General features: G+C 48.3%; 17 protein-coding genes, 12 tRNA genes and 1 rRNA gene. 2 read left to right on the forward strand and 28 right to left on the reverse strand.

Annotation, left to right across the window (positions count from 1 at the left end):
• Window positions 1-194 precede the first annotated feature (194 nt).
• Both D7Z26_RS21615 and D7Z26_RS21620 read right to left on the reverse strand, forming a co-directional pair.
• Window positions 195-824, reverse strand: a complete 630-nt coding sequence (locus tag D7Z26_RS21615) for a DapH/DapD/GlmU-related protein (protein ID WP_120979094.1) — start codon at window positions 822-824, stop codon at window positions 195-197.
• Window positions 825-853: 29 nt separating this feature from the next.
• A complete protein-coding gene (locus tag D7Z26_RS21620) occupies window positions 854-2,239 on the reverse strand; it encodes an MATE family efflux transporter (protein ID WP_233567104.1) in 1,386 nt (461 codons plus the stop codon).
• 126 nt (window positions 2,240-2,365) lie between these two features.
• Between D7Z26_RS21620 and D7Z26_RS21625 the strand changes: the two genes are divergently transcribed.
• Window positions 2,366-3,262 carry an AraC family transcriptional regulator gene (locus D7Z26_RS21625; RefSeq protein WP_233567106.1) on the forward strand — a complete coding sequence of 299 codons (897 nt, stop codon included), beginning with the start codon at window positions 2,366-2,368 and terminating at the stop codon, window positions 3,260-3,262.
• Window positions 3,263-3,271: 9 nt separating this feature from the next.
• On the opposite strand, the gene D7Z26_RS21630 is transcribed toward D7Z26_RS21625, so the two are convergent.
• Window positions 3,272-4,513 carry an MFS transporter gene (locus tag D7Z26_RS21630; protein ID WP_120979096.1) on the reverse strand — a complete coding sequence of 414 codons (1,242 nt, stop codon included), beginning with the start codon at window positions 4,511-4,513 and terminating at the stop codon, window positions 3,272-3,274.
• A gap of 152 nt (window positions 4,514-4,665) precedes the next feature.
• On the reverse strand, window positions 4,666-5,445 hold the full coding sequence (locus D7Z26_RS21635; RefSeq protein WP_120979097.1) for a DeoR/GlpR family DNA-binding transcription regulator: 780 nt from the start codon (window positions 5,443-5,445) through the stop codon (window positions 4,666-4,668).
• A gap of 131 nt (window positions 5,446-5,576) precedes the next feature.
• Between D7Z26_RS21635 and D7Z26_RS21640 the strand changes: the two genes are divergently transcribed.
• Entirely contained in the window at window positions 5,577-6,125 is a 549-nt protein-coding gene (locus D7Z26_RS21640) for a hypothetical protein (protein WP_120979098.1), read from the forward strand.
• 125 nt (window positions 6,126-6,250) lie between these two features.
• On the opposite strand, the gene D7Z26_RS21645 is transcribed toward D7Z26_RS21640, so the two are convergent.
• From D7Z26_RS21645 to rrf, 24 genes are all read right to left on the reverse strand, one after another.
• Window positions 6,251-8,752: an ABC transporter permease gene (locus D7Z26_RS21645; protein WP_120979099.1), complete on the reverse strand. Its 2,502-nt coding sequence runs from the start codon at window positions 8,750-8,752 to the stop codon at window positions 6,251-6,253.
• Window positions 8,753-9,505 carry an ABC transporter ATP-binding protein gene (locus tag D7Z26_RS21650; protein WP_120979100.1) on the reverse strand — a complete coding sequence of 251 codons (753 nt, stop codon included), beginning with the start codon at window positions 9,503-9,505 and terminating at the stop codon, window positions 8,753-8,755.
• Window positions 9,506-9,859: 354 nt separating this feature from the next.
• A complete protein-coding gene (glmS, locus tag D7Z26_RS21655; protein WP_120979101.1) occupies window positions 9,860-11,692 on the reverse strand; it encodes a glutamine--fructose-6-phosphate transaminase (isomerizing) in 1,833 nt (610 codons plus the stop codon).
• Window positions 11,693-11,859: 167 nt separating this feature from the next.
• Window positions 11,860-12,060: a hypothetical protein gene (locus D7Z26_RS21660; protein ID WP_120979102.1), complete on the reverse strand. Its 201-nt coding sequence runs from the start codon at window positions 12,058-12,060 to the stop codon at window positions 11,860-11,862.
• Window positions 12,061-12,330: 270 nt separating this feature from the next.
• On the reverse strand, window positions 12,331-13,671 hold the full coding sequence (glmM, locus tag D7Z26_RS21665) for a phosphoglucosamine mutase (protein ID WP_120979103.1): 1,341 nt from the start codon (window positions 13,669-13,671) through the stop codon (window positions 12,331-12,333).
• Between the two features lie 93 nt (window positions 13,672-13,764).
• On the reverse strand, window positions 13,765-15,084 hold the full coding sequence (locus D7Z26_RS21670; protein ID WP_120979104.1) for a CdaR family protein: 1,320 nt from the start codon (window positions 15,082-15,084) through the stop codon (window positions 13,765-13,767).
• Complete coding sequence (cdaA, locus tag D7Z26_RS21675) at window positions 15,077-15,910, reverse strand: diadenylate cyclase CdaA (protein ID WP_120979105.1); 834 nt, start codon at window positions 15,908-15,910, stop codon at window positions 15,077-15,079. Before cdaA ends, D7Z26_RS21670 begins: the two co-directional genes overlap by 8 nt.
• A 201-nt stretch (window positions 15,911-16,111) precedes the next feature.
• Window positions 16,112-16,726, reverse strand: coding sequence for a zf-HC2 domain-containing protein (locus D7Z26_RS21680; RefSeq protein WP_120979106.1), 615 nt, complete (start codon window positions 16,724-16,726; stop codon window positions 16,112-16,114).
• A gap of 121 nt (window positions 16,727-16,847) precedes the next feature.
• Entirely contained in the window at window positions 16,848-17,414 is a 567-nt protein-coding gene (gene sigW / locus D7Z26_RS21685) for an RNA polymerase sigma factor SigW (protein ID WP_120979107.1), read from the reverse strand.
• On the reverse strand, window positions 17,411-18,376 hold the full coding sequence (locus D7Z26_RS21690; protein WP_120979108.1) for an EamA family transporter: 966 nt from the start codon (window positions 18,374-18,376) through the stop codon (window positions 17,411-17,413). Before D7Z26_RS21690 ends, sigW begins: the two co-directional genes overlap by 4 nt.
• A gap of 121 nt (window positions 18,377-18,497) precedes the next feature.
• Entirely contained in the window at window positions 18,498-21,290 is a 2,793-nt protein-coding gene (gene ppc, locus D7Z26_RS21695) for a phosphoenolpyruvate carboxylase (RefSeq protein WP_120979109.1), read from the reverse strand.
• Between the two features lie 486 nt (window positions 21,291-21,776).
• Window positions 21,777-21,850: transfer RNA gene (locus D7Z26_RS21700), tRNA-Gly, on the reverse strand.
• Window positions 21,851-21,864: 14 nt separating this feature from the next.
• Window positions 21,865-21,941: transfer RNA gene (locus D7Z26_RS21705), tRNA-Pro, on the reverse strand.
• A gap of 62 nt (window positions 21,942-22,003) precedes the next feature.
• Window positions 22,004-22,077, reverse strand: a tRNA-Gly gene (locus tag D7Z26_RS21710).
• 14 nt (window positions 22,078-22,091) lie between these two features.
• A tRNA-Pro gene (locus D7Z26_RS21715) sits at window positions 22,092-22,168 on the reverse strand.
• Window positions 22,169-22,188: 20 nt separating this feature from the next.
• Window positions 22,189-22,265 (reverse strand) — tRNA-Arg (locus D7Z26_RS21720).
• Window positions 22,266-22,268: 3 nt separating this feature from the next.
• Window positions 22,269-22,343, reverse strand: a tRNA-Gly gene (locus tag D7Z26_RS21725).
• A gap of 23 nt (window positions 22,344-22,366) precedes the next feature.
• Window positions 22,367-22,449, reverse strand: a tRNA-Leu gene (locus tag D7Z26_RS21730).
• 29 nt (window positions 22,450-22,478) lie between these two features.
• Window positions 22,479-22,554 (reverse strand) — tRNA-Lys (locus D7Z26_RS21735).
• Between the two features lie 9 nt (window positions 22,555-22,563).
• A tRNA-Gln gene (locus tag D7Z26_RS21740) sits at window positions 22,564-22,637 on the reverse strand.
• A 25-nt stretch (window positions 22,638-22,662) separates the two neighbouring features.
• Window positions 22,663-22,738: transfer RNA gene (locus tag D7Z26_RS21745), tRNA-Val, on the reverse strand.
• Window positions 22,739-22,745: 7 nt separating this feature from the next.
• Window positions 22,746-22,820 (reverse strand) — tRNA-Glu (locus D7Z26_RS21750).
• A 17-nt stretch (window positions 22,821-22,837) separates the two neighbouring features.
• Window positions 22,838-22,913, reverse strand: a tRNA-Thr gene (locus tag D7Z26_RS21755).
• A 44-nt stretch (window positions 22,914-22,957) separates the two neighbouring features.
• Window positions 22,958-23,074: ribosomal RNA gene (gene rrf, locus D7Z26_RS21760) — 5S ribosomal RNA — on the reverse strand.
• Between the last annotated feature and the right edge of the window lie 9 nt (window positions 23,075-23,083).

The following is a 23,083-nucleotide window of genomic DNA, read 5'->3' on the forward strand; positions in this document are numbered from 1 at the left end:
TCATGCTCTCGCTTCATCATTAATTTAAGGCAATCGACCGGAAGCTACAATGTTCTATTTTCGGTACAATGGCGTTTTTTTCGTATATGAAAAAAACCTAATCAACCCGGTTTTCCAGGCTTCATTAGGTTTCTACTTCGTGTTCTGGAACAAATCAAATATAGACCTTTCGCTTTTAACTCAGGATTACTGTTTTACCATTCCACCTGATCAAAACGCATGTTTTTGTAGTAAAAGATTTTGTCTTGATCCGTAATCTCCCGGAGGACCTTGCAGGGATTACCGACTGCTATTACATGGGCTGGAATATCTTTAGTTACCACGCTGCCGGCCCCAATGACGCTTCCCTTTCCGATTGTAACGCCCGGTAAAATGATTGCGCCGCTACCGATCCAAACTCCGTCTTCTATAACGACCGGCAAGGCAAACATTCCGCCTTCTTTGCGCATTTCCGGGTGCACTGGATGGCTGGTCACAGCGATCGTTACATTGGGGCCAAACATCACGTCATTGCCGATCGTAACCTTATAGTCATCGACAACCGTTAAATTAAAGTTGATGTACACATTATTACCTACCGTAGTATTCGACCCGTAGGACATACGGATTGGAGGCTCCATCCATACATTTTCACCCATGCTCCCAAAAAGCTGTTTCATCAGAGATTTCCGTCCATCCAGATCATCAGGATGCAATCGATTGATTTCGTAGCACAGAGCCTTGCCACGCTGGCGTGCTCGAGCTAGAGCAGCTGCTTCCTCCGGGTAATTAGAATCGTGATCGGTAAACAATTGACAGCTCTTCATTCGCTCTTGAATATTCATGTTTTAGTCTCCTCTGCATGCCATTTTCTTTAACTAACTTGTTCAAAATTTCTTGTAATATTGTTCAACCATTTGTATTGACGATATCTGATATAAGTAACAGGAAGCTTAACGACCTCATCCAAGCTAATTACGAGATACAACACGATGGGAGGTAAATGGTATACAAAAGCACAAACGTAGCCGAGCGGTAATATGATGCCCCACATCACAACCGTATCGCACCAAAACCCAAATTTAGAATCGCCTCCGGCAGTAAATATACCCGCAATTATCGTGGAATTCATCGACTTGGCAATACAATAAAAAGCACTAATATACAGCATGCCATCCAAGTAATTTTGTGCAGTAGCGTTTAAGCTCACGATAGAGAAAACCAGTGGTTTTAGCACCAAAATCGTGCAGCCTGCAATAAATCCAAAAATCAAAGCGTACAGGCTCATCCTATTGCCCGCATGTTTCGCTTTCTCAATCTCTCCCTGCCCCAAATATTTTCCGATTAATACAGACCCTCCGCTGGCAATGCCTCCGCATAATACAACAGCCAGGTTCTTGACCACGGATGCCACGGAATTCGCTGCAACCATGTCAGAGCTTACATGACCGATAATTGCGGCTGTCGCAGTTAAAGCAATGCCCCAAACAATATAATTGCCTTGGACAGGCAAGGTGTATTTCCAGAAATCCTTTAGCAAATTACGATGACTGCCTTTAGATGTAGGAAGTCGGAAGCGAATCGACCCTCGGGTAACGGAATGTACAATACAGTAGGCAAGTTCAATGAAACGAGCTAAAACCGTTGAAAGGGCAACAGATGCAACCGCGAGCTTAGACATCGTCGGAAAAAGAAAAAAGATGCAGATTGCATTGAACAATATGTTCAAAATTAAGCATATCGAGCTAATCGAAGCACTCAGTCGTGCCTTTTCCATGCTTCTGATTACAGTGAGATACATCTGCGATAGGCCCATTGCAAGATACGAGAACGAAATCATTTGTAAGAACCTTGAACCATACTCAATCAATTCGTTATCCTGTGTAAAAAATCGCATTAGCGTTTCCGGAACTAAAAACGTAACAGAAAAAAATAGAACAGAGATACATAGCGAGAACGTGCAGGCAATACTGAGAACGCGCTGAATCGTTTGTAGATCTTTCTTGCCCCAGTACTGCGCAGTAAGAATACCTGCTCCCGTTGACAATCCCATGTAAAACAAGGTCAAAGCAAAGGTAATTTGTCCTGCGAGCGATACGGCCGACATCGCAGTTTGGCTAATCATGCCCATCATGACCACATCTATTGAAATGACCATAGCTGAGATCAGATTCTGCAATGCAATGGGAATAACGAGAATCCTAAGCTCCCGATTAAAATCACGGTTCATGGGAGCTTTTATTTGCATACGATTTTTCACCTTATTCTATCCTCTCTCCTTCCTGTTAAATTGAATGATATCAATATAGAACAAATTTATTGTCCCATCTATTAAAATTGACTATGTTATTATAAGAATCGTATATAGATCAAAGAGGTGTTTCATTTGATTAAAAATTTAGAAGTGTTTTCGGATTTATCGGAACGCTTGGATTATAATCTTCCCGATTTACCTCTTTATGTTCGTAAAGGAAGTTTGCATCAATTTAATAATTATGCCGCTGCAGCTCATTGGCATTCGGATGTAGAGTTCATTTATGTTCTAAAAGGATCAATGGATTTCTCCGTTAACGGACATATTACTCGCATAGAACAAGGGAATGGAATATTCGTGAGTAGCCGCCGATTGCATTTTGGTTTCTCCCAAGATCATATCGATTGTTCATTCATTGTTGTTGTCATTCACCCCGCCCTTCTTGGCGAAGGTGAATCCCCGCTTCAAACCTATTGGGACGAAAAATTCAGCCAAATCATGGACGACTTTGTATCGCTCACAAAACAAGTTGCATGGCAACAGAGCATATTGCTGTCTCTTCAAGCGATCTATGATGAAATGCACGATAGCATTTCCCCAAATCCGCTTCGCCTCGCTTCTCAAGCTTTATCTTTATGTGCCTTAACCGGAGATCACCTACAACCGAAGGTAGGGCAACCTGAAGACATACAATTGTGGACAAATGTTCAGAAGATGACCAATTTCATCCGTCAACACTATGAGCAAAAAATAACGCTTGAAGATATAGCATCGGCGGGAACTGTTTGCAGGAGTCGTTGCTGCACATTGTTTAATAAATATATAGGTCAAACCCCTAACACGTATCTAACTAGATATCGAATTCAGAAAAGTTGTGAAATGCTGAAGGAAACAAAACGATCCATAAGCGAGATTGCACTGGCTTGTGGTTTCCAAAGCGGTAGTTACTTCACATCTATTTTCCGAAAACAACTGGGTTTAGTTCCACAGGATTATCGAAAACAAACTAAGAGTAACCATATATCTTAAAAGGGTCTTTTAGGATATGGATTCAAACTTGGTCTTCTGGTCGTTTGCTTTTCTTGTTTGCGCCCCTAGCGGCTTGGCTGCTTGCGATAGCAATCCGGCAACCACGACTGCGATTAACACTACGATTAGAGCACGGAGTAAGCCGACAGATTGGCCGATTAGCCCTAATACAGGAGGGCCGACAAGGAAAGCGATGTAGCCGACCGTTGATACGGCGCCGACTCTTGCGGCAACGCCGCGAGGATCGTCACCTGCTGCAGACAGTCCCACAGGAAAGCCGCATGCCGCGCCAACCCCCCAAAACACAATTCCGACAATCGCGACTACGTGATTATGTCCGAATATAACAAGAAGCAGTCCTATAATGGCGGAAATCGCGGATGCTCGCAGGATGACAACTCTACCGAACCGATCTAGTAACTTGCCACCGACTGCACGACAAAGGGTCATCGCGGCCACAAAGACGCCAAAAGAGAATGAACCCATAGCAGGCGTAACTTTATAGCCGTCCACCATAAGAAGCGGCAACCAATCATTTGCTGAACCTTCCGCAAAAGCCATTCCAAGTACGATGATGCCAACCAAAATCGTACGCCGTTCTTTCCATATGGCCATACGTTCTTTGACGTTCATTGACTTCACTTTTGAATCACCAGCTTCCTTCGCCGTGCCTGCTGGTACGAGACGATATACATATAAGGTCGTGAACAGAAGAACCGCCACCGCAATTGCCAGATGAATGGGGACCGATATTCCGATCCTAACAGCACCTGTTCCTGCCAATGAGCCCAGCAGTGTACCCACGCTGAATGCTGCATGAAAACCAGTTAATAGCGACTTTTGGGCTACTTTCTCAACTGCCGTTCCCTCCACGTTCATCGCGACATCGCATATTCCGTGTCCGAATCCAAAAACAGCTAATCCGACAAACAACATCATGCTGTTTGTAAGCAACGTACCGCATATCCCAACAGCCAGAAGCCCTACCGCATTTATGGACAGACCGGTCATCATGACAAAACGACCGCCCTTATGCGCAATTAGATGACTGGCACTCGTCAGGCCGACGATAGCACCAATAGACATCCCCAAAATGATCCAGCCCATCTGAGATGTGGTAGCTCCCAAAGCATCCCGAATGGCCGGTGTACGCGATACCCAAGAAGCAATCGTAAACCCTGGCAAAGCAAATATGAAATAAATGGCGATACGCCAATGCCAAATTTGGCGGTTAGTTAATGAGCGATTCATAGGGTTGGTCCTCCTTGCTGTATGCGTTGCGATACATTCCATGTTATCTTTTTAAACTAATTTAATAAGTGCACATGAGTTTGCTGAATGGAATGAGCGATGATGGGGCGACCTGGCTTTCCCAAACGCCCCCATGATTCCACTCTTCAGGCTTATTCCTCAGTCATTCCTTCTTCTGAAACAATTAGCAACTCCACGTTGTTCTGTTGAAGAATCTCTACAAAAGCTTGTTCAGGTTGTTTATCCGTTATCAGCAAGTCAATGGCTTCAAGCCCGCACACCCGATAGAACATTTGTGCCCCGAATTTCGTATGGTCAGCTAACACGACAATTTGTTTTGCTCGTTTAATCATCTCGCGTTTGACAAACCCATCTTCTTCATTCAGGTAAAAGAGTCCATCAGGTGTAATGCTGCATGCCCCAAGAAACAATTTGTCTACTTGATAATCCCTTAGTTTTTCGATAGTCGCCTGTCCAAATAAGAACCTATGCTGAGGATGCAATTCTCCGCCAAGAAGATATGTTCGAACGGCAGGCTTTTTGGAGAGTACATCCGCGTTATCGATTGAATTTGTAACAACGACTACATTTGTAGCAGTAAGATGCTCGGCAGCAAATTGGACCGTCGTTGAAGCATCCATCAGAATGAAATCGCCATTGTTAACAAGAGAGGCCGCAAAAACCCCGATCCTGATCTTCTCTTCGGATTCACGTACCAGACGTTCATTGTATTCATGTACTTTATTCGCTTGTTTAGGGAGAATGGCTCCTCCATGCGTTCTGATGACTAGACCCAGCTCTTCCATCCTTAGAAGGTCACGGCGAGCCGTGTCTCGGGATACTCCGAAAATATGGCAAATATCTTGAATGCTAACACGCCCATGTTGCTCTAAATAATCAACAATTTTGTTGAGTCGTTCTTCCTGATACAATGTACCCTCACCACCCCTTGCGGATATTTAAGCGTTCATAAGTTATTATAAGCGTTTATCGTGCAATTTCAACTTGTTTTCTTAAGGCATCATCTGCTACAATGATCGCGAATGAAAGGTGGGAGAATACATTGGACATACCGAAAGAAAAGAATGTTTCCAGCTGGCGGCAACACGGCTTTGTTGTATATCCCAAAGCCGTGACTCACTTTTACGTTCTCCGTTATCTGCAATGGTTGATAAGAGGCGGAACGAATGCCGCGTATTCAACTCATCATCAATCGTTATGGGACATTCGAATGTATGAGCCTGTCTATAATGCCTTCAGCGAAGTTCTCGGCGATCAGGCATTAATGGTTAGTCTCGATCCACAGGAGACTAATAAAATTCAAGGAAGGGTATGTCTGCAAACAGAGATAACGATTCATAAAAGCAACAACCCTCAGAGTATTAATTTGTGCGACCTTATTATTTTCGACTCGGAAAGATGTCATCTTGACCTTGATTTAGACTTCGATTCCTTTTGGCTCCCCCTGACCATGATCCCCGCTAACGAATTCGATGACGTGGCCATACAAGAAAGAGTGCAGTATTGGCATGCGAAACCGTTTCGGACATACCTCTCCCCTTTAGGAAGCAAATTGTTAGGACTTGAATCTTGGGAACCTTGCTTGCCATGAGGGCAAGCTTGAATGTAATAATGTTTATTCCGATAAAATAAAAAAGGTTGCTCTGAGAGTATCAGAACAACCTTGAGCCTTTGTTCGACAGTTACAACAAGTAACAGGGCATTATAACGTTCAAATTATTTGTTGTCCTGGTGAAGCTCGCTAGATAAATTCGTTTTCGCTAGTCTGTTTCCAAAAGGGATAAAAATCAGCATCCCCATGCTAACTATTAACGCAACGATCTCAATGAAATTCGAAAAATCAAAAGAAGCGATACCTGCATTTACATCAATTAAGTTTATTATAAGAGTAAGCAGAATCCCGGCGATTCCCCCAAACAGGATCCCAAATAACAAAAAGAGAATCACTTGCGTAAGAATTACTTTTCTTACTCCATTTTTTCCTATATTCATCATTCTTAGCACTGCAAGTTCTTTTCTTTTAGCGTAAATGTTGCTAATCAAAGTTTCAAAAACACCCATTGAAACACAAGCCAAAATGACGAACAAAAACACCTTGAAAATCGTCCACCTCTGCGTATATATCTCTTTTGATTGCACGATGGACTGGTCAAGACTATTGAATTGAATTTCGGGAAATTGTAGCCTTACTTCATCTAACTCTTGTAAAGTCTCTTCCGGGTTCTTGGTTGTAATGAATGCCCGACTGAATCTCGTATATTTATTATTAAAATTTTTGTTACTCCAGTCTAGAAGGACAGGCAACTCCGTCCCCGGTATTTCATCTACGATTGTTGCTACGACGACTTCATCTATAATTTCAGAATCGCCTACCTCTATGGAGAACAATCCCAACTCCATTTTATCTCCGATTTTAATATTTCTTGAACGAGCAAAATCTTTAGTCAACACGATGCTATTCTGAGGTTCTTCAATAAATGATGGCAATAGCTTAATCCGTGTCATCTCTTTTAAATCACCCAGAATATAATCAAATGCACCTTTTGAATGACCATTTAGCATTGTTGCTTCAAAGGCAGTGCTAGTTTCAAAAACACTTTCTACGGTTCCTATTGATTTAACTGCCTTGTTAAATTCTTCTTTGTCGACTTCCGAATCGTAGCCTAAGCGATTTACAGCGAGTATGTCGGTTGCATATTGTTTTTTCAGGTACCGCTCTTCGTTATTGGACACCGTCTTTAGCGTAGCCGCCCCAAAAATCGAGATTACGATCATAATGGCAATACTCATCATCACAAATGTGTTTTTTCTCGCTTGGGGAATTACGTTCTTTACTGCCACAAAAGACGTTTTTCCGAAAATAAACCTAATCAGCGGCAACAAAAATTGAAATATTTGAGACACATAAACTGGCAGTAATAACGTCATGCTTGATAAGAGCAGCAAGGAAGAACATACAATAAAAAGCACTCCAACGTCCTCATGAAGCAAAGTTGCAATTAATGCAATTAGGATGAATACCATACTGGAAATAAAGAAATAGTTACCCCATTTCTTTCGCGTCTTTAAACTTGAAAAATTCAGTTTTTCGTTCGATTTGAAAATGCTTATCGGGAGCATCCTAGTTATTTTAATCGACGGAATTAACATAAAGATCTCGATGAATATCATACAAATAACAGTTAGTGGAATGGTGTAAGAAAAATGAAATGTTCCTTCATAATTGTGATCAGAAAATAGAGTATTCATCCATCGCTGCATGATCTCATTAGACAAATATGCTATTCCTAACCCGCATGTAGATCCTATTATATTGATTATGCTGCTTTGAAAAAGCGCTAACTTGAATAGTTGCTTTGATGTGGCCCCAAGAGTTCTCATAATTGCAAATTGATTTTTATATTTATACAAATAGATATCGAAGTTGGCGATGATTAATAGCGATGTAATAATTAGCAACAATACTGATAAAACGGTTAAAAAGCTATCCAGAGAGTGTAACTGACTCTTAGTGAACTCGTCCTCGTTGGCAATATCAACACGCAGTTCAGGAAATGACTTTCTAAATTGATTGGCTACGGAGAACACGTCAGAACCCTTTTTGATTTTCATCAAAATGTACGTTGCTTCTGTATCCTTTCTGTTGTATTTTGCGATGATTTTTTTCACGTCTTCTCTGGACAAGATCATAATGTCGAGAGCGACACCTGCCGCATCGTAATTGGTTATAATTTCGGCGACAGTAAATACGTTATCCTCTATATTAAGATTACTGCCTTCTTTTATATTTAACGATCGGGCCAACCTTTCGTTTACGATTAACTTAGAATTTGAAAGATCCGTTTGAAAGTGATATCTACTTTTTGCAAGGTAATCATTCTCAACACCTACTGTATAAATATCGGAGGAGTTTAACTCATTTACTTTTATACGTGTTATTAAGACATTCGAGCTTTTCTCTATCTGTTTGTTTGAGGAAATATAATCTAGCATCGATGTATCGATCGTTTTATGTTGATTCGAATTATACCCCACAGATAGGTCCATGTTTCCATAGGTCTTGATGACTTCATTATGTAAGGATTGTTTTGCGTTATAAACAAATAACATCATAGAGAGAATCAGCGTCACGGAAATGGCCACGCTAATCATGGATGTTGCCGCAACGAATTTATTTTTTCTGAAAAACCGCATGGCTAATCCCCGTATTGATGTCATTTATTTTTTCTCCAATAGGCTTTTAAATTTATCAATGATTCGATTAGTATTGTTTTCAAACGGCGAACATGCATAGTTATCGACAATTTCTCCATCATGAAAAAATAAAACCCTATCGGCGTACGCCGCAACCATGGGGTCATGGGTAACTAAGATGATACTTTGCTTCATCTTGTCCTTTGCCAAGGTTAAAAACTTAAGTATTTCAATGGAAGTGTTATAGTCCAGATTACCTGTTGGCTCGTCAGCTAATACGATAGGCGGTGTTGTAATTAATGCTCTAGCAATAGCAACCCGCTGTTGTTGACCGCCTGAAAGCTGTATCGGCCGATGCTTCTTCCATTTCATAAGACCGACGGTCTCAAGCATTTCTTTCACTCTTACTGAATGTTCCATACCTTGTAGAATTAATGGTAATGCAATGTTCTCTTCGACCGTTAAATCTTTTAATAAGTTATAATTCTGAAAAACAAAACCCACAGTATTCGATCTGTAAACAGATGCAGCGGGTTCGTTGAAAATATTGTCTTGAATTACGCCTTTGAGTCTAATCACGCCACCATCAGGTGCATCAAGAGCACCTAAAACATGCAGAAGCGTGCTTTTCCCGGAACCGCTTGTTCCCATTACGGATAACATTTCACCGGCAAATAGATCAAAAGAAACATTTTTTAATGCTACAACCGTATTTGTTTCGCTTATGTACTTTTTCGATATATTTTCGACGCTCAGTATTTTTTCAATTGTTTGCATAAGTGAGACCCCTCTCGACATTTACATTGGCAATTGAGAACATTTCAAAGCCTCCAAACTGTGCTATTATTCCTCTATCCATAACAATAATTCTCTCTGAATATTGTTTTATGATTCAATATTTTTGCTAATATACCACAGTTGAAACAATTTGGTAATATATAGTTTTATCGAGCAATTAAACTATTCGACATCGGAACATAGATTTCGACCAGTATCATTGAGCAACATCTGATCTGGCCATCCGACGGTAACTATACTCGCGAATCAAAAAAACCCAAGCGAACGGAAGTTTCCGTTCGCTTGGGCTCTTAAAAATTATTCAATTTAGCTGTTGTCAAAAAACATTAACCTTTACTCCACCGTAACGCTCTTAGCCAGATTCCTCGGCTTATCCACGTCATGGCCCAGCGCCAGAGACGCGTAGTAGGAGATCAGCTGCAACGGGATGACCGATAGCGCCGGGGTTAGCAACGGCAGCGTGCGAGGGATCGAGAAGTAACGATCGACCGACTTAGCGATCTCCGACTCGTGGCCTTCGTTCACGATACCGAGAACGTCCGCTCCGCGGGCTTTCGTTTCCTTAATGTTGCTAAGCATTTTCTCGTACAGCTCTTCTTGCGTCAGCAAGGCGATAACCGGCGTGCCTTCCTCGATGAGCGCGAGCGTACCGTGCTTCAGCTCTCCGGCCGCGTAAGCTTCGGAGTGAATGTACGAGATTTCCTTCAGCTTCAACGAGCCTTCCATCGCTACCGCGTAATCTACGCCGCGTCCGATGAAGAACAGGCTGCTGTGATGGGAGATCGATTCCGCCACTTCCTTGAGCACTTCCGCTTGCGCAAGAATTTTCTCGACTTGCTCGGGCAATGCCTGCATAGCCGATAGAACGTGCGAAACGGCCGCTTCGTCTTGCTTGCCGACCACCTGTGCCCAGTATAAACCGAACAGGAAGAAAGCGATCAGTTGGGACGAATAAGCTTTCGTGGAAGCAACCGCGATCTCCGGTCCTGCCAATGTAATGATGACATCGTCCGCTTCGCGGGCAACGGAGCTACCTACGACGTTCGTGATGGCGAGCACGCGTGCGCCGCAACGTTGAGCTTCGCGTAATGCAGCCAACGTATCCGCGGTTTCGCCGGATTGGCTAACGACGATGACGAGCGTATCCGGAGTAATGATCGGCGAACGATAACGATATTCCGATGCCACGTCCGTCTCGACCGGAATGCGTACCAAGCTCTCGATGACGTTCTTGCCGACGAGCCCCGCATGAAGCGCCGTACCGCAAGCAACGATATGAACGCGATTAATGCCCTTAAGCTGTTCTGCTGTAATCTTCAATTCCGGCAACGCCACGGATCGGCCGTCTTCGCTGATCCGTCCGCGCATCGTATCGCGATACGCCTTCGGCTGCTCGTTGATTTCCTTCAGCATGAAGTGGTCGAAGCCGGCTTTCTCGGCTGTCATCAAATCCCAATCTACGTGGAAAATATCCTTGGCGATAAAGTTGCCTTCGATCGTGAGCAGTTCGACGCCGTCGCGCGTCAGAACGGCCATCTCGCCGTCGTTCAGGATATAGATGTCGCGCGTGTGTTCCAGAATCGCTGGAATATCGGAAGCGATGTATTTCTCTCCGTCACCTACTCCGATGATAAGCGGACTCGCGTAACGAACCGCTACTAAACGATCCGGCTCATATTCGGTCAACACGCCAAGCGCGAACGCTCCGCGCATTTTCTTGACCGCGCGTTGCACGGCTTTGACGATATCGCCGTCATACTCGACGGAGATCAGGTGCGAGATCACTTCCGTATCCGTCTCGGACAGGAAACGATGGCCCTTTTGTACAAGCTCTTCTTTAAGCTCCAAATAGTTCTCGATAATGCCGTTATGCACGACGGAAAATTTCAACGTATTGTCCGTATGCGGGTGGGAGTTCGCGTCAGACGGTTTGCCGTGAGTCGCCCAGCGCGTATGGCCGATGCCGACCGTTCCGAGAAGCGGTTCGCCGCTCAAGCGGTTTTCCAGGTTCACCAGTCTTCCGACCGTTTTCGTTACTTCTAGACCTTGCTCCGTGTACACGGCGATGCCCGCGGAGTCGTAACCCCGGTATTCCAATTTCTTAAGCCCTTCAAGCAAGATGGGCTGCGACTGCCTAAATCCGATGTATCCAACGATTCCGCACATATTTATATAAGCCTCCGTTTTGGGTTCTCAAGGATCGTCCTTAGCACCCGCAACCAAGCCGAATGAGCGGCATAGACCGTATTCAAATAAGGGGTTTCCGTTGTCCCCCGACATCCCACGTTATGCCCCTCGCGCGACCGGTTACAGGCCGCTGGACATTATATTTGCTATCGTTCGTTCATCGTACCGGAATTTTGTCCGCTCGGTTGCCCGCAACGTTTTGAGTTCCGATTGTCGGCTTCGATGATAAGCCGGGAGGTCCCCGCCGAATATTTCGAACACCCCCACCTCGTCAGCTTGCCTTCTCCATCGTCGCATGCCCTGCGGTTGTTCGCTCGGATCAGCTTTCCCGTTCCTGATCTTCGCACCGCATAGCTACTCTCCGGATTCGACAAGCTCTGGCGCTTTGTGTTGCCTTTTGTCTCTACCCTGCCCTTCCATTCCAGAATCTATTCCCTATCTTATTCGTTTTGCTAGTACCTTGCAACCTCAACGCGCATATTCCCTGAACTTTACGCGAAACTACCGGAGGAAGATGTCCCTACCTCGCGCTAAAAAAAACAAGCTCTCCAGCCGCGAAGGCTCGAGAGCTTGTTTTTTTCTACATCGATGTCCTTGCAGCGGATGTGCGACTAACCCTACACCAATTCCGCTTTCACGACCTCGACGATCGCCGCCACGTGGCGTTCGATCTCTTCCCGCTCCGGCCCTTCGGCCATGACGCGGATCAAAGCTTCCGTGCCGGAAGGACGCACGAGCACGCGGCCGTTGTCGCCAAGCGCCGCCTCCGCCGTCGCAACCGCCTCGGCGATCGCCACGTTGCCCGGATAACGCGATTTGTCCGCTACCCGTACGTTCACGAGCACCTGCGGGTACTTACGCATCATTTTTTTCAACTCGCCAAGCTTGCGCCCGGAGCCGACTACCGTATCTACAAGCTGCAAGCCCGTCAGAATTCCGTCGCCCGTCGTGCTGTGGTCCAGGAATATGACATGCCCCGACTGTTCTCCACCGAGGTTATATCCGCCGTTCACCATTTCTTCCATCACGTACCGGTCGCCTACGGCCGTCTTCGCCGTTCTCAGCCCTAAAGTCTCGGCTGCTTTGAAGAACCCGATATTCGCCATGACCGTCGTTACGACGGTGTCATGAGCCAAGCGACCGGATTTGCGAAGCGCGTCCCCGCAAATGCAAAGAATATAGTCGCCGTCGACTTCATCTCCGTGCTCGTCGATCGCGATCAAACGATCCGCGTCTCCGTCGAAAGCCAGTCCAAGATCCGCTCCGTGCTCCTTCACCTTCCGGGCGAGCATCTCCGGATGCGTCGATCCCACGCCAGCGTTAATATTCAAACCGTTAGGCTCAGCGCCATAAGCGAATACTTCGGCACCCAGAGAACGGAATACGTTCGGCGCGAGCTCGTATGCGGAACCGTTCGCGCAATCGAGTACGATTTTCAAGCCAGCGAACGTGTTGCTCACCGTGGATTTCAGGTAATCGATGTATTTCGTCTTCGCTTCCAGATCGTTCTCCACGGATCCGATATCCGAGCCCACAGGACGAGGCAACGTGTCTTCCTCGGCGTCCATTAGACGCTCGATCTCCGCCTCCGTTTCGTCGAGAAGCTTAAAGCCGTCTCCGCCGAAAAACTTAATGCCGTTATCCTCCACCGGATTGTGGGATGCTGAGATCATGACGCCCGCATCCGCTCCGAGTAGCCTCGTTAAGTAGGCAACCGCCGGCGTACTGACGACGCCCAACCGCACGACGTTCGCTCCGATAGATAGCAAACCCGCCGTCAGAGCGTATTCCAACATCCCTCCCGAGATGCGCGTGTCCAAGCCGATCAATACTTTAGGGCGTTTCGCCCCTCCTGCCAATACGAATCCGCCGCAGCGGCCGATGCGATAAGCCAATTCAGGCGTCAATTCCTTGTTCGCGACTCCGCGGACGCCGTCCGTTCCGAAATATTTCCCCATATGTTGAAATCCTGCTCCTTCGTACTGTACTTCCCTGTTAGTTAACTGCCTCAATGATGGGAGTACGCGATATGCTTTACCCGCTTCCCCTCGCTACTGAGGAGAAGCGGATTCTTGATGAACGCCGGGATCGACGACGGCCCCGCCGTCGCCAGTCTCATCCACTGGCGGAGTGGTCGCCGCCGTCGAATCCGTAATCTCTATCGTTATGCTATTCGTTCCGCCCGCCTGTTCCATGAATCGCTCTAAGCTCACGATCAGAGGGATCGTATAGATTCCCGGCCCTCGCCCGCTCAGATCCGCGATGACGTCGACGTCGCCCGGTCTCAGCCGATCCAGGATTGCAGGAGCGCCTTGTATAGAGATGTCGGCTTTCCCGGTCGACGGTTCGGTTATCGTTGCCTTCAAGCCTTCTCCAAGCCCGCTTAGCGTAATCGGAAGCCCCTCGAGCGTTCTCGTCGTCGACAGAAGTACCTCGATGTTGATCTCGATCTTGGCGGGCGCGATTTCGATAATCGGAGCAACGATCTTCAAAGGTACCGATAGTTTGCCGGAATTTTTCAACTCGCTTAGTTGGATATCCGCTTCGATGAACTCGATTTTATCGAGCGCTTCCTGCGGACCGTAGATGGTTACTTGCTCGACGTCCGGTTTGAAGGAAGCGATGCTCAGGCCCGGAGGCATATGACCAAGTAGCTTGAATTGCAGCGGAACCGTCTTGAACGGATTCGTGATCGGAACCTCTACTTCCAGCACCGCTGGATCTATAACGGCGCCTTCTATTGGATTGCCTTCCTTGTCGTATGCGGCGAGCTTCACGCTCTTGTTCTTGATCGATGACTTCTCCCCGTCGATCTTGATCGTCGCTCCGACTCTCTCGACCTTGGCTAATTGGCTCTTGGGGAGCGTCACATGCACCCTGTTGCTCGGTTTGATGATCGGTGTGCCTACTTTGTAGCCCTTAGCCGTATTTCCTTGCGTCTTGATATCGACTTCGAATTCCTTGATCTGAAGCGCCTCGATGTTTACGACGACGGTCGCGGGCGACATCGACACGGACGTGATGCCGGCCGGCAGATCTTCCTCTAGTGGTAGTGTATGCTGACCTTCGCCCACGGTTCGCAGATCGACCTTCAGCCGGTACCCGCTCGTCTTCGCGGATACGAGGGCGCTTTTCGTTCCCCGGACCGTCAACTTAACCTTTAAGGGATCCATCCCGATCAGGACGTAGTTCCGTTCGTCGAGCCCGTAAGGCTGCACGATGACATCGTTAATTACCTTCGTGTCGTATAACGACGCTACATTGTTAGGAGACGAATCATTCGGATCGAAGTGTACGACCGCCCACATGAGAATGGCGATGGCTAGAGCGACCAGCTTGGCAACGGTAGGGTTATTTAACCATTTATCCACGGTTGCCACCTTCTTTCCGCTTCCAGAAAACCTTCCACTCCGTGCCCTTCGACTTGAATTGCGGACGCAATTCCTCGAATAGCTTGGAGATTAGCGACTCTTCTTTAATGTCGCGAACGATCTGTCCGTTGATGGCCAACGAGATCTGTCCAGTTTCCTCCGAGACGACAACGGAGATCGCGTCGCATACTTCGGTTACTCCGATGGCGGCACGATGGCGAGTTCCTAGTTCCTTACTTATGAAGGGGTTTTCCGACAGCGGCAAATAACAGCCGGCTGCCATGATAAGACTGCCCCGGATAATTACGGCTCCGTCATGAAGCGGCGTATTCGGCACGAACACGTTGCTCAGAAGCTCCGAGCTAAGCTTGGAGTCCATCTTGATTCCCGACTCGATGTAATCGTTCAGACCCGTATTCCGTTCGAACACGATCAACGCCCCGATTTTGCGGCGCGCCAAATAATTAACCGACTTAATGACCTCGTTGATCTGCTGGCTGGTATCCTGCTCCTCCGGCGAGGAACGAGTAAACAGCTTGCCTCGGCCGAGCTGTTCGAGCGCCCTTCTTAACTCCGGTTGGAAAATAATCAGGACGGTCACGACGCCTAAAGTGAACATTTGGTTCATCAGCCACTTCAGCGTGTACAGATTCAGCCAGGTGCTCAGCGCCCATGTGACGACGAGCAAAAAGATCCCCCGCAACAGTTGAACCGCGCGCGTGCCCCGTACCATGATAATAACTCTGTAGACGATGTAGCTGACGATCAGTACATCGATGATATCTTTAATGGAATTCTTTAGTGTCAGCCCGGCAAAATAGTCCAAGACGCGACCCCCCCGTCCCGGCGCTGGAATAGTTGTGACGACAATTGTCGAAATTGTAGAGAGCTTCTTTCTTATTATCTTTCTCTACTGTTGCCCAGAAATCCTGTCATTTACGCAAAAAAACCTCTCCAAAGTCCAGAGAGGTTAGTTCGCTCGTTCCGGAACGTTGCATTTACCCGTGTCAGTCGTTGTCGAAACCGCTTATGAGCCGTAAGCAAGCGTTCCGAAATAAGAGCTCACTTTGTACCAGAACCAATCCACTGCCCGATCGATCGTCTTGACCTGGCCCGCGATATGAGCCGTCGAAGCGAGCGGCTTGACCGACCCGTCGATGACGGTCAGATTGCCTTCCAGGTCGCCGAGAACTTGTACGTCCCCATTCACGACCGTCAAGTCGCCGGTTACCTTCTGTCCGGCCGGCACGATGACCGTTCGGCCTTCGAAGACGACATGCTCCAGATCCGGTCCGGATACGGACAGCTCCTGGCTCTGGTTCCACATCGACACGAAGCTGGACAGCATCACGACCATGAAGATCGCCGCGGCGGATACCGCGGGATGACGGCGAACCCAGGATGTCCACGCCGCGGGACGACGCGAGCTCGGAAGCGACTTCATGATCCGATAGCTAAGATTATCGGGCGCTTTCTCCATAGGCATAGCTTTGACGAACGCATCGGTTCGCTCTAACGATTCGTAACGGGAGAGGCATGCGGGACAATGTTTCAGATGCTGTTGCAACTGTAGCGTATCCTCGCGTGCCAAGTCCCCATCCAAGTAATCATGCATAAACACGACGGCGACGTTGCACTTCATATCAGCCATCCCTTTCTTATGCGGAATCCGTGAATTCCCGCAATCGATGCTTCTTTACTGTACGTGAGGCCAAGCGATGCGGTTTCAATTATTTGAGAGAGCCCCGAGCCCAATATTATCCTCATAGCTTATGCTCCAGTTTCCTGCGGAGAAATTCGCGCCCGCGGTGCACTCTCGTCTTGACGGTCGTGACCGGCATATCCAGTACGTCGGATATCTCCTGTAACGATAACTCCTGCAAATATCGGAGAATCATGACCGATTTGTATTTCACCGGCAACGTCGCTATCGCCTCGTGGATGAGCCGTTGCGTCTCCGACAGCAGCAGTTCGCTCTCCGGCGTCCTGCCGTCGCTTGGCAACATCGCATAACCGTCCAAGCCTTCATGATCGGACGATTCGGCATCGAGCGAGTAGATCGCTTTTCTTTTCCTCAGCCGGTCGATGCATAAGTTCGTCGCGATTCTATAGATCCACGTGGAGAATTTCTGGTTCTCGTCGTAACGGTCCAGATTTTTATAAACCCTCAGGAACGTTTCCTGCACGACATCTTCCGCCTCTTGACGGTTCCCCGTCATCCGGTAGGCGAGATGGTACAGCTTGTCCTTATACAGATCCACGATTTCCGCGAAGGCTCTCTGATCCCCTTTCAGGGCCAGGCGCGCCAAACGCGTCTCTAATGGCTTCAAAGTGAACCTTCACCAACCTTCCCGGCAGTTCCCGTATCCTCCGTCTTGCGTTGCGCCGCTACGATTCCCGCTATGATCAGTACGATCCCGAACCCTTGCCAAGCGGTTAGGGGCTCGTTCAAGATCGCGAACGCAGCAATGACGGCAGCCGGCAATTCCATCGCGCCCAATAGCGCGGCTAATCCGCTGCCTACCTTCGGTATTCCGTAATTAAAGCAGAAGAAAGGAAACGCGGTTCCAAGAAAGCCCAGCAACGCTCCCCATCCCATAAGCGAACCGCTGAATCCGACAGCCGCGAGCGACAAAGGCGCTTGCATCGCCACCACGAACGCCAGGGAAGCGGTCGACATCATCGCGGACTTCGCGAGCGGGTCCAAATTCGCCGGCAGGAACCCCGACAGGAAGAAGAACAAACTATAGCTGACCGCCGACAGCAATCCGTATAGAACGCCCTGGCCGTCTAATTGACCGAGTTCATGTTCCAGCAACCCGACCGCAAGCACGGTTCCGATCGCGATGAAACCTACCGCAGCCCATTGGGGCCTTGTCGGCCACTCGCGCTTACGAATACTTTCTAGCAGAATCGTAATCCACGTAAACTGAAAAAGCAAGACAATCGCCAATGAGGCATCCAAACGAGCCAAAGCTTCGTTGTAGAAAATCGTCGTAAGCGACATTCCGATGACTCCGATTACGATCATCCCCACGGCATTGCGCCAATTGCCGACGATGCGCCCCTCCCGCGCTATCCCTCGCCGCCTTGCCAGCCTGCGTGCTCGTATCCTAGCCACGCCAAGCACAAGCCATAGCATGATCGCTCCGAAGACGACCTGTTGAAGCGTAAGCGAGCTCACGCTCCAACCATCCGCCATGGCCAGCTTGATTACCGTGGACAATAGCCCGTAACTTGCGGCCCCAAGAAGCATGAGAACGATCGCCAGCCATCGTCTGCTTGATTCCATCGCGTAAAACCCACTTTCGCCAATTAAGAACACTTCGCCGTCGTTATAACCTTACTGACGGCCAATATACAAGAGGACCCGGGCCACGGCCCGAGCCCTCTACATTTTCATTGATGTCGGATCAGCCCGTGTTACGCAAGCCTGCGGCAATTCCGTTGATCGTCAGCAGCACTTCGCGAAGCAGAACCGCATCGTCACCGTTTTGATCGCGCAAGTTCCGCAATTCGGTAAGCAACTGTACCTGCATATAGCTTAGCGGATCGACATAAGGGTTGCGAAGACGGATCGATTCCTGGATAACCGGGACGTTGTCGAGAATGTCCTCTTGTCCGGTAATCGTCAGGATCATTTCCTTCGTTCTCGTGAATTCCTCTTCGATCTGCGTGAAAATGCGGTCTTTGATCGTTCCGTCCTCGATCATCCCGGCGTATTGGCGGGCAATCATCAGATCCGCCTTGCCAAGCGCCATCTGCAAGTTGTCGATTAAGGAACGGAAGAACGAATATTCGCGGTACATCGTACGCAGCGTCTCCAGACGTCCTTCGTCTTCGCCCACGTATTTGTGGAACGCCGTACCGGCCGCATACCAAGCAGGTAACAGATAACGGCTCTGCGTCCAAGCGAATACCCAAGGAATCGCCCTTAGATCTTCGAAGCGGTCGCTGCCTTTGCGTTTGGACGGTCGGGATCCGATGTTCAGTTCGCCGACTTCCGGAAGCGGCGTGGATTCCTTGAAGAACGTCATGAAATCCGGATCGCGGAAGATCAGATCCTGATATTTCGTCTGAGCGTCTACGGAGATTCCGCGCATGATCTCTTCCCATTGCGTCTCGATCGATTGCTCTTGCGACGGATAACGGGACAAATACGCTCCCGTAATCAAAGCGCCCGTCGCTTGCTCCAAGCTACGATAGGCAATGCCTTTCATGGAGTAGCGGGAGGACAATACCTCGCCTTGCTCCGTGATCTTAATGCCCCCGCCGATCGTATGCGGCGGCTGCGCAAGGATGCTGCGGTTAAGCGGCATGCCTCCGCGACCAAGCGCTCCTCCGCGGCCATGGAAGAACTTCAGGCGCACGTTATGCGACTTGGCTGTTTGAGTAAGGTCGTTCAAGGCAACGCGAAGCTCCCAGTTCGCCGTTACCACTCCGCCGTCCTTGTTGCTATCCGAGTAACCGAGCATGATCTCATGCAGATCGCCCATCGCTGACAGACATTCGCGGTATACCGGAAGGTTGAATAACGTTTCCATGATGGCAGGCGCTTCATGCAAGTCGTCGATCGTCTCGAATAGAGGCGCCGCTTGCAAAGTGCTAGTGATCGTGCCGTCTTCGTTGCGGCGGAACAATCCTGCTTCCTTGGCGAACACCATGACCTCGAGAAGATCGCTAGCGCCTTGCGTCATGCTGATCAAGTAGCTGGTGATGCAGCCTACTCCGAACTCCTGTTGTGCCTTATAGATCGTATTGTACACATCCAAGCATTCCTTGCTGGAATCGCTTAGCGTGATCGAATCGTTCAGTAAGGACTTGGAATCTCCGAGAAGACCGTGCAGCAGATCGATTTTCTCCACTTCGGATAGATCCGCATAGTTGCTCGTAACGCCTGCCGCGGCAAGCAACTCGGTCATCGCGTTCTCGTGCTCCTTGCTGTGCTGACGCACGTCAAGAGCCGCAAGATGGAACCCGAACAGCTCGACCTGACGGATAAACTTCCTTAGATAAGTATTCGCGACGAAGTCCGCATAGTGATGACGCAGACTACGGTCGATGATCTCGATATCCGCAGTCAATTCCGCTGTCGTATGGTAACGTTGCTTCGTATTCTTGAAGCTCTCGTCCCTCATATTCTGCAACTTCTGCAGCATGTATCTTAATTTAACGCGATAAGGTTCTTTGTCGTTCGTCCACGCTTCGACCGTACGCAGAGTAACGTTAACGCCATCTTCGCGAATGGATTCCAGAAGCTCTTCGGTCACATCGACGATTGTCGTGCTGAAGCTCAACTGACGGCTAAGTCCCCTGATAATGTTCTCGTATTTATGGATAACGAGATTACGCTGCATATGAAGCGTCTTCCACGTGATCTCGGCCGTAACCGACGGATTGCCGTCGCGGTCCCCGCCGATCCACGATCCGAAACGCAAATAAGTCGGCACATGCCAGGTTTCTTCCGGATAATATTTTTGAAGGCAACGCTCGAGCTCCTCGTACACTTCCGGCAGAACTTCGAACAACGTTTCATGGAAGAAATACATTCCATTACGCACTTCGTCCAATACGGTAGGCTTGCGGTCCCGAAGCTCGTCGGTTTGCCAGAGCGTCAGCACTTCGTTAAGCAGCTTCTCGCGAAGCTTCTCGCGTTCGCGGTAAGTTAACGTCGGATTATCGAGCTCCATCACTTCGTCCGCGATCCGTTTATGGATATCCAACACGTCGCGACGCGTCGCTTCCGTCGGATGAGCCGTCATGACCAGCTCCAACGAGATGTCCGTTAGCATGTCCCGGACTTCTTCGACGGACAAGTTCTTAACCTTCAGATCTTGCACGACGCTCTCGATCGAACCCGGTTGCACGGCTTCTCCCGTAGAACGCTCGTAATCGCGCTTGCGACGAATCCGGTGGTTCTGCTCGGCGATATTGACCAATTGGAAGTAGATGGCGAATGCCCGAATAACCTGATGCCTGATTTCAGGCTCCAAAGTTTTAACGGTGCTAATGAATCCGTCATACATTTCCGGTAAATACTCGGCCCGTAGAGCCTTGCTCATTTCCCGAATTTTCTCAACATGTTCCAGCAGTTCCCGACCACCCTGATGCACGAGTACTTCACCCAGAATGTTGCCTAGAAAGCGCACATCCCTACGCAGCAGATGATTGGACGGAGAACGTTGACCAACAGACACTTCCGTCATCACATTCACCCCAAACCTTGCGTTTCGATTTATTATAGCTTCACCGTCCAACGGACGGGGACTAATGACCTTAAGGAGCTCAATTCTTCAATTGCTCCCGAAAAAAACCTTCCCTTTATCATACTACATTGATCGTCGAAAATCTTCTTTTTATTCACCAATCGGTCATAATTCTTAGGTTTCAGCGGACTCGCGAATGTGTAAGAATGATTAGTTGCCCTCGAATTGGAAAAGATTAATCCATACGTTAATTAAGGAGTGGTATCGGTGAAAAGAAAAGATATTCCGCTTCGGAAATACCTGATCTTCCTAACGCTTGCCACCGCGATTAAGATGGACCTACATAAGCATGAGCATCGATGAGTCGAATTAAAGACATTGAAAATCCCCTTGCAGGTTATATTGCGAGGGGATTATTAGGCATTTACGAAATGAAGTTGGATAAAACAAAAAAGCCCTGCTATGCAAGGCTTCGTAAGATTAATATGGAGCGGGTGATGGGAATCGAACCCACGCTATCAGCTTGGAAGGCTGAAGTTCTACCATTGAACTACACCCGCAAGGGGAGAAGAAATGGTCGGGACGACACGATTCGAACATGCGACCCCCTGGTCCCAAACCAGGTGCTCTACCAAGCTGAGCTACGTCCCGAAACTAATATGTAGTTATTTCCTTAAAAAAAGCCCTGAAACCAAGGCTCATAAGAAAGTTTATGGAGCGGGTGATGGGAATCGAACCCACGCTATCAGCTTGGAAGGCTGAAGTTCTACCATTGAACTACACCCGCATGGTAAGAAGAAATGGTCGGGACGACACGATTCGAACATGCGACCCCCTGGTCCCAAACCAGGTGCTCTACCAAGCTGAGCTACGTCCCGACAGTATGCAATTGTAAAAATGGCGCGCCCTGAGAGATTCGAACTCCCGGCCTTTTGATTCGTAGTCAAACGCTCTATCCAGCTGAGCTAAGGGCGCATATGGAGCGGAAAACGGGGCTCGAACCCGCGACCTTCTCGTTGGCAACGAGATGCTCTACCACTGAGCTATTTCCGCATTTACATGAAGCAAGGTAAAGATGGTGCGCGTAGAGGGACTTGAACCCCCACGGTCGCCCGCCAGATCCTAAGTCTGGTGCGTCTGCCAATTCCGCCATACGCGCATGTTAAAATGTTGTACCATTCGTGAAAATGGTGAGCCATGAAGGACTCGAACCTTCGACACCCTGATTAAAAGTCAGGTGCTCTACCAACTGAGCTAATGGCTCGCTCAAAGATGGCTGGGGATCAAGGATTCGAACCTTGGATGACGGAGTCAAAGTCCGTTGCCTTACCGCTTGGCTAATCCCCAACGGTAAGCTTTGCGTTAAAGATAATGGTGGAGGCTGACGGGATCGAACCGCCGACCCTCTGCTTGTAAGGCAGATGCTCTCCCAGCTGAGCTAAGCCTCCGAATTAATGGTGACCCCTAGGGGATTCGAACCCCTGTTACCTCCGTGAAAGGGAGGTGTCTTAACCGCTTGACCAAGGGGCCGTGTATGGTGTTGGAAGTGGAGCTCTCAACCGGGATCGAACCGGTGACCTCATCCTTACCATGGATGCACTCTACCTACTGAGCTATGAGAGCGTGTCCCTATACCTAAACACAGCGATAGAGATTGTATTCATCTAGCCTGGCAACGTCCTACTCTCCCAGGACCCTGCGGTCCAAGTACCATCGGCGCTGGAGGTCTTAACGGTCGTGTTCGGGATGGGTACGCGTGGAACCCCTCCGCAATTGCTACCAGACCAGATCAA

Source organism: Cohnella endophytica, from assembly GCF_003628305.1.
GTDB classification, from domain to species: Bacteria; Bacillota; Bacilli; order Paenibacillales; family Paenibacillaceae; genus Cohnella; species Cohnella endophytica.

Bases quoted from the DNA above. Each gene is read 5' to 3' on its own strand.
- D7Z26_RS21690 (WP_120979108.1), bottom strand. From the start codon at position 18,376: ATGGAATCAAGCAGACGATGGCTGGCGATCGTTCTCATGCTTCTTGGG.
- glmS (WP_120979101.1), bottom strand. From the start codon at position 11,692: ATGTGCGGAATCGTTGGATACATCGGATTTAGGCAGTCGCAGCCCATC.
- glmM (WP_120979103.1), bottom strand. From the start codon at position 13,671: ATGGGGAAATATTTCGGAACGGACGGCGTCCGCGGAGTCGCGAACAAG.
- D7Z26_RS21650 (WP_120979100.1), bottom strand. From the start codon at position 9,505: ATGCAAACAATTGAAAAAATACTGAGCGTCGAAAATATATCGAAAAAG.
- D7Z26_RS21615 (WP_120979094.1), bottom strand. From the start codon at position 824: ATGAATATTCAAGAGCGAATGAAGAGCTGTCAATTGTTTACCGATCAC.
- D7Z26_RS21630 (WP_120979096.1), bottom strand. From the start codon at position 4,513: ATGAATCGCTCATTAACTAACCGCCAAATTTGGCATTGGCGTATCGCC.
- ppc (WP_120979109.1), bottom strand. From the start codon at position 21,290: ATGACGGAAGTGTCTGTTGGTCAACGTTCTCCGTCCAATCATCTGCTG.
- D7Z26_RS21645 (WP_120979099.1), bottom strand. From the start codon at position 8,752: ATGACATCAATACGGGGATTAGCCATGCGGTTTTTCAGAAAAAATAAA.
- D7Z26_RS21680 (WP_120979106.1), bottom strand. From the start codon at position 16,726: ATGAAGTGCAACGTCGCCGTCGTGTTTATGCATGATTACTTGGATGGG.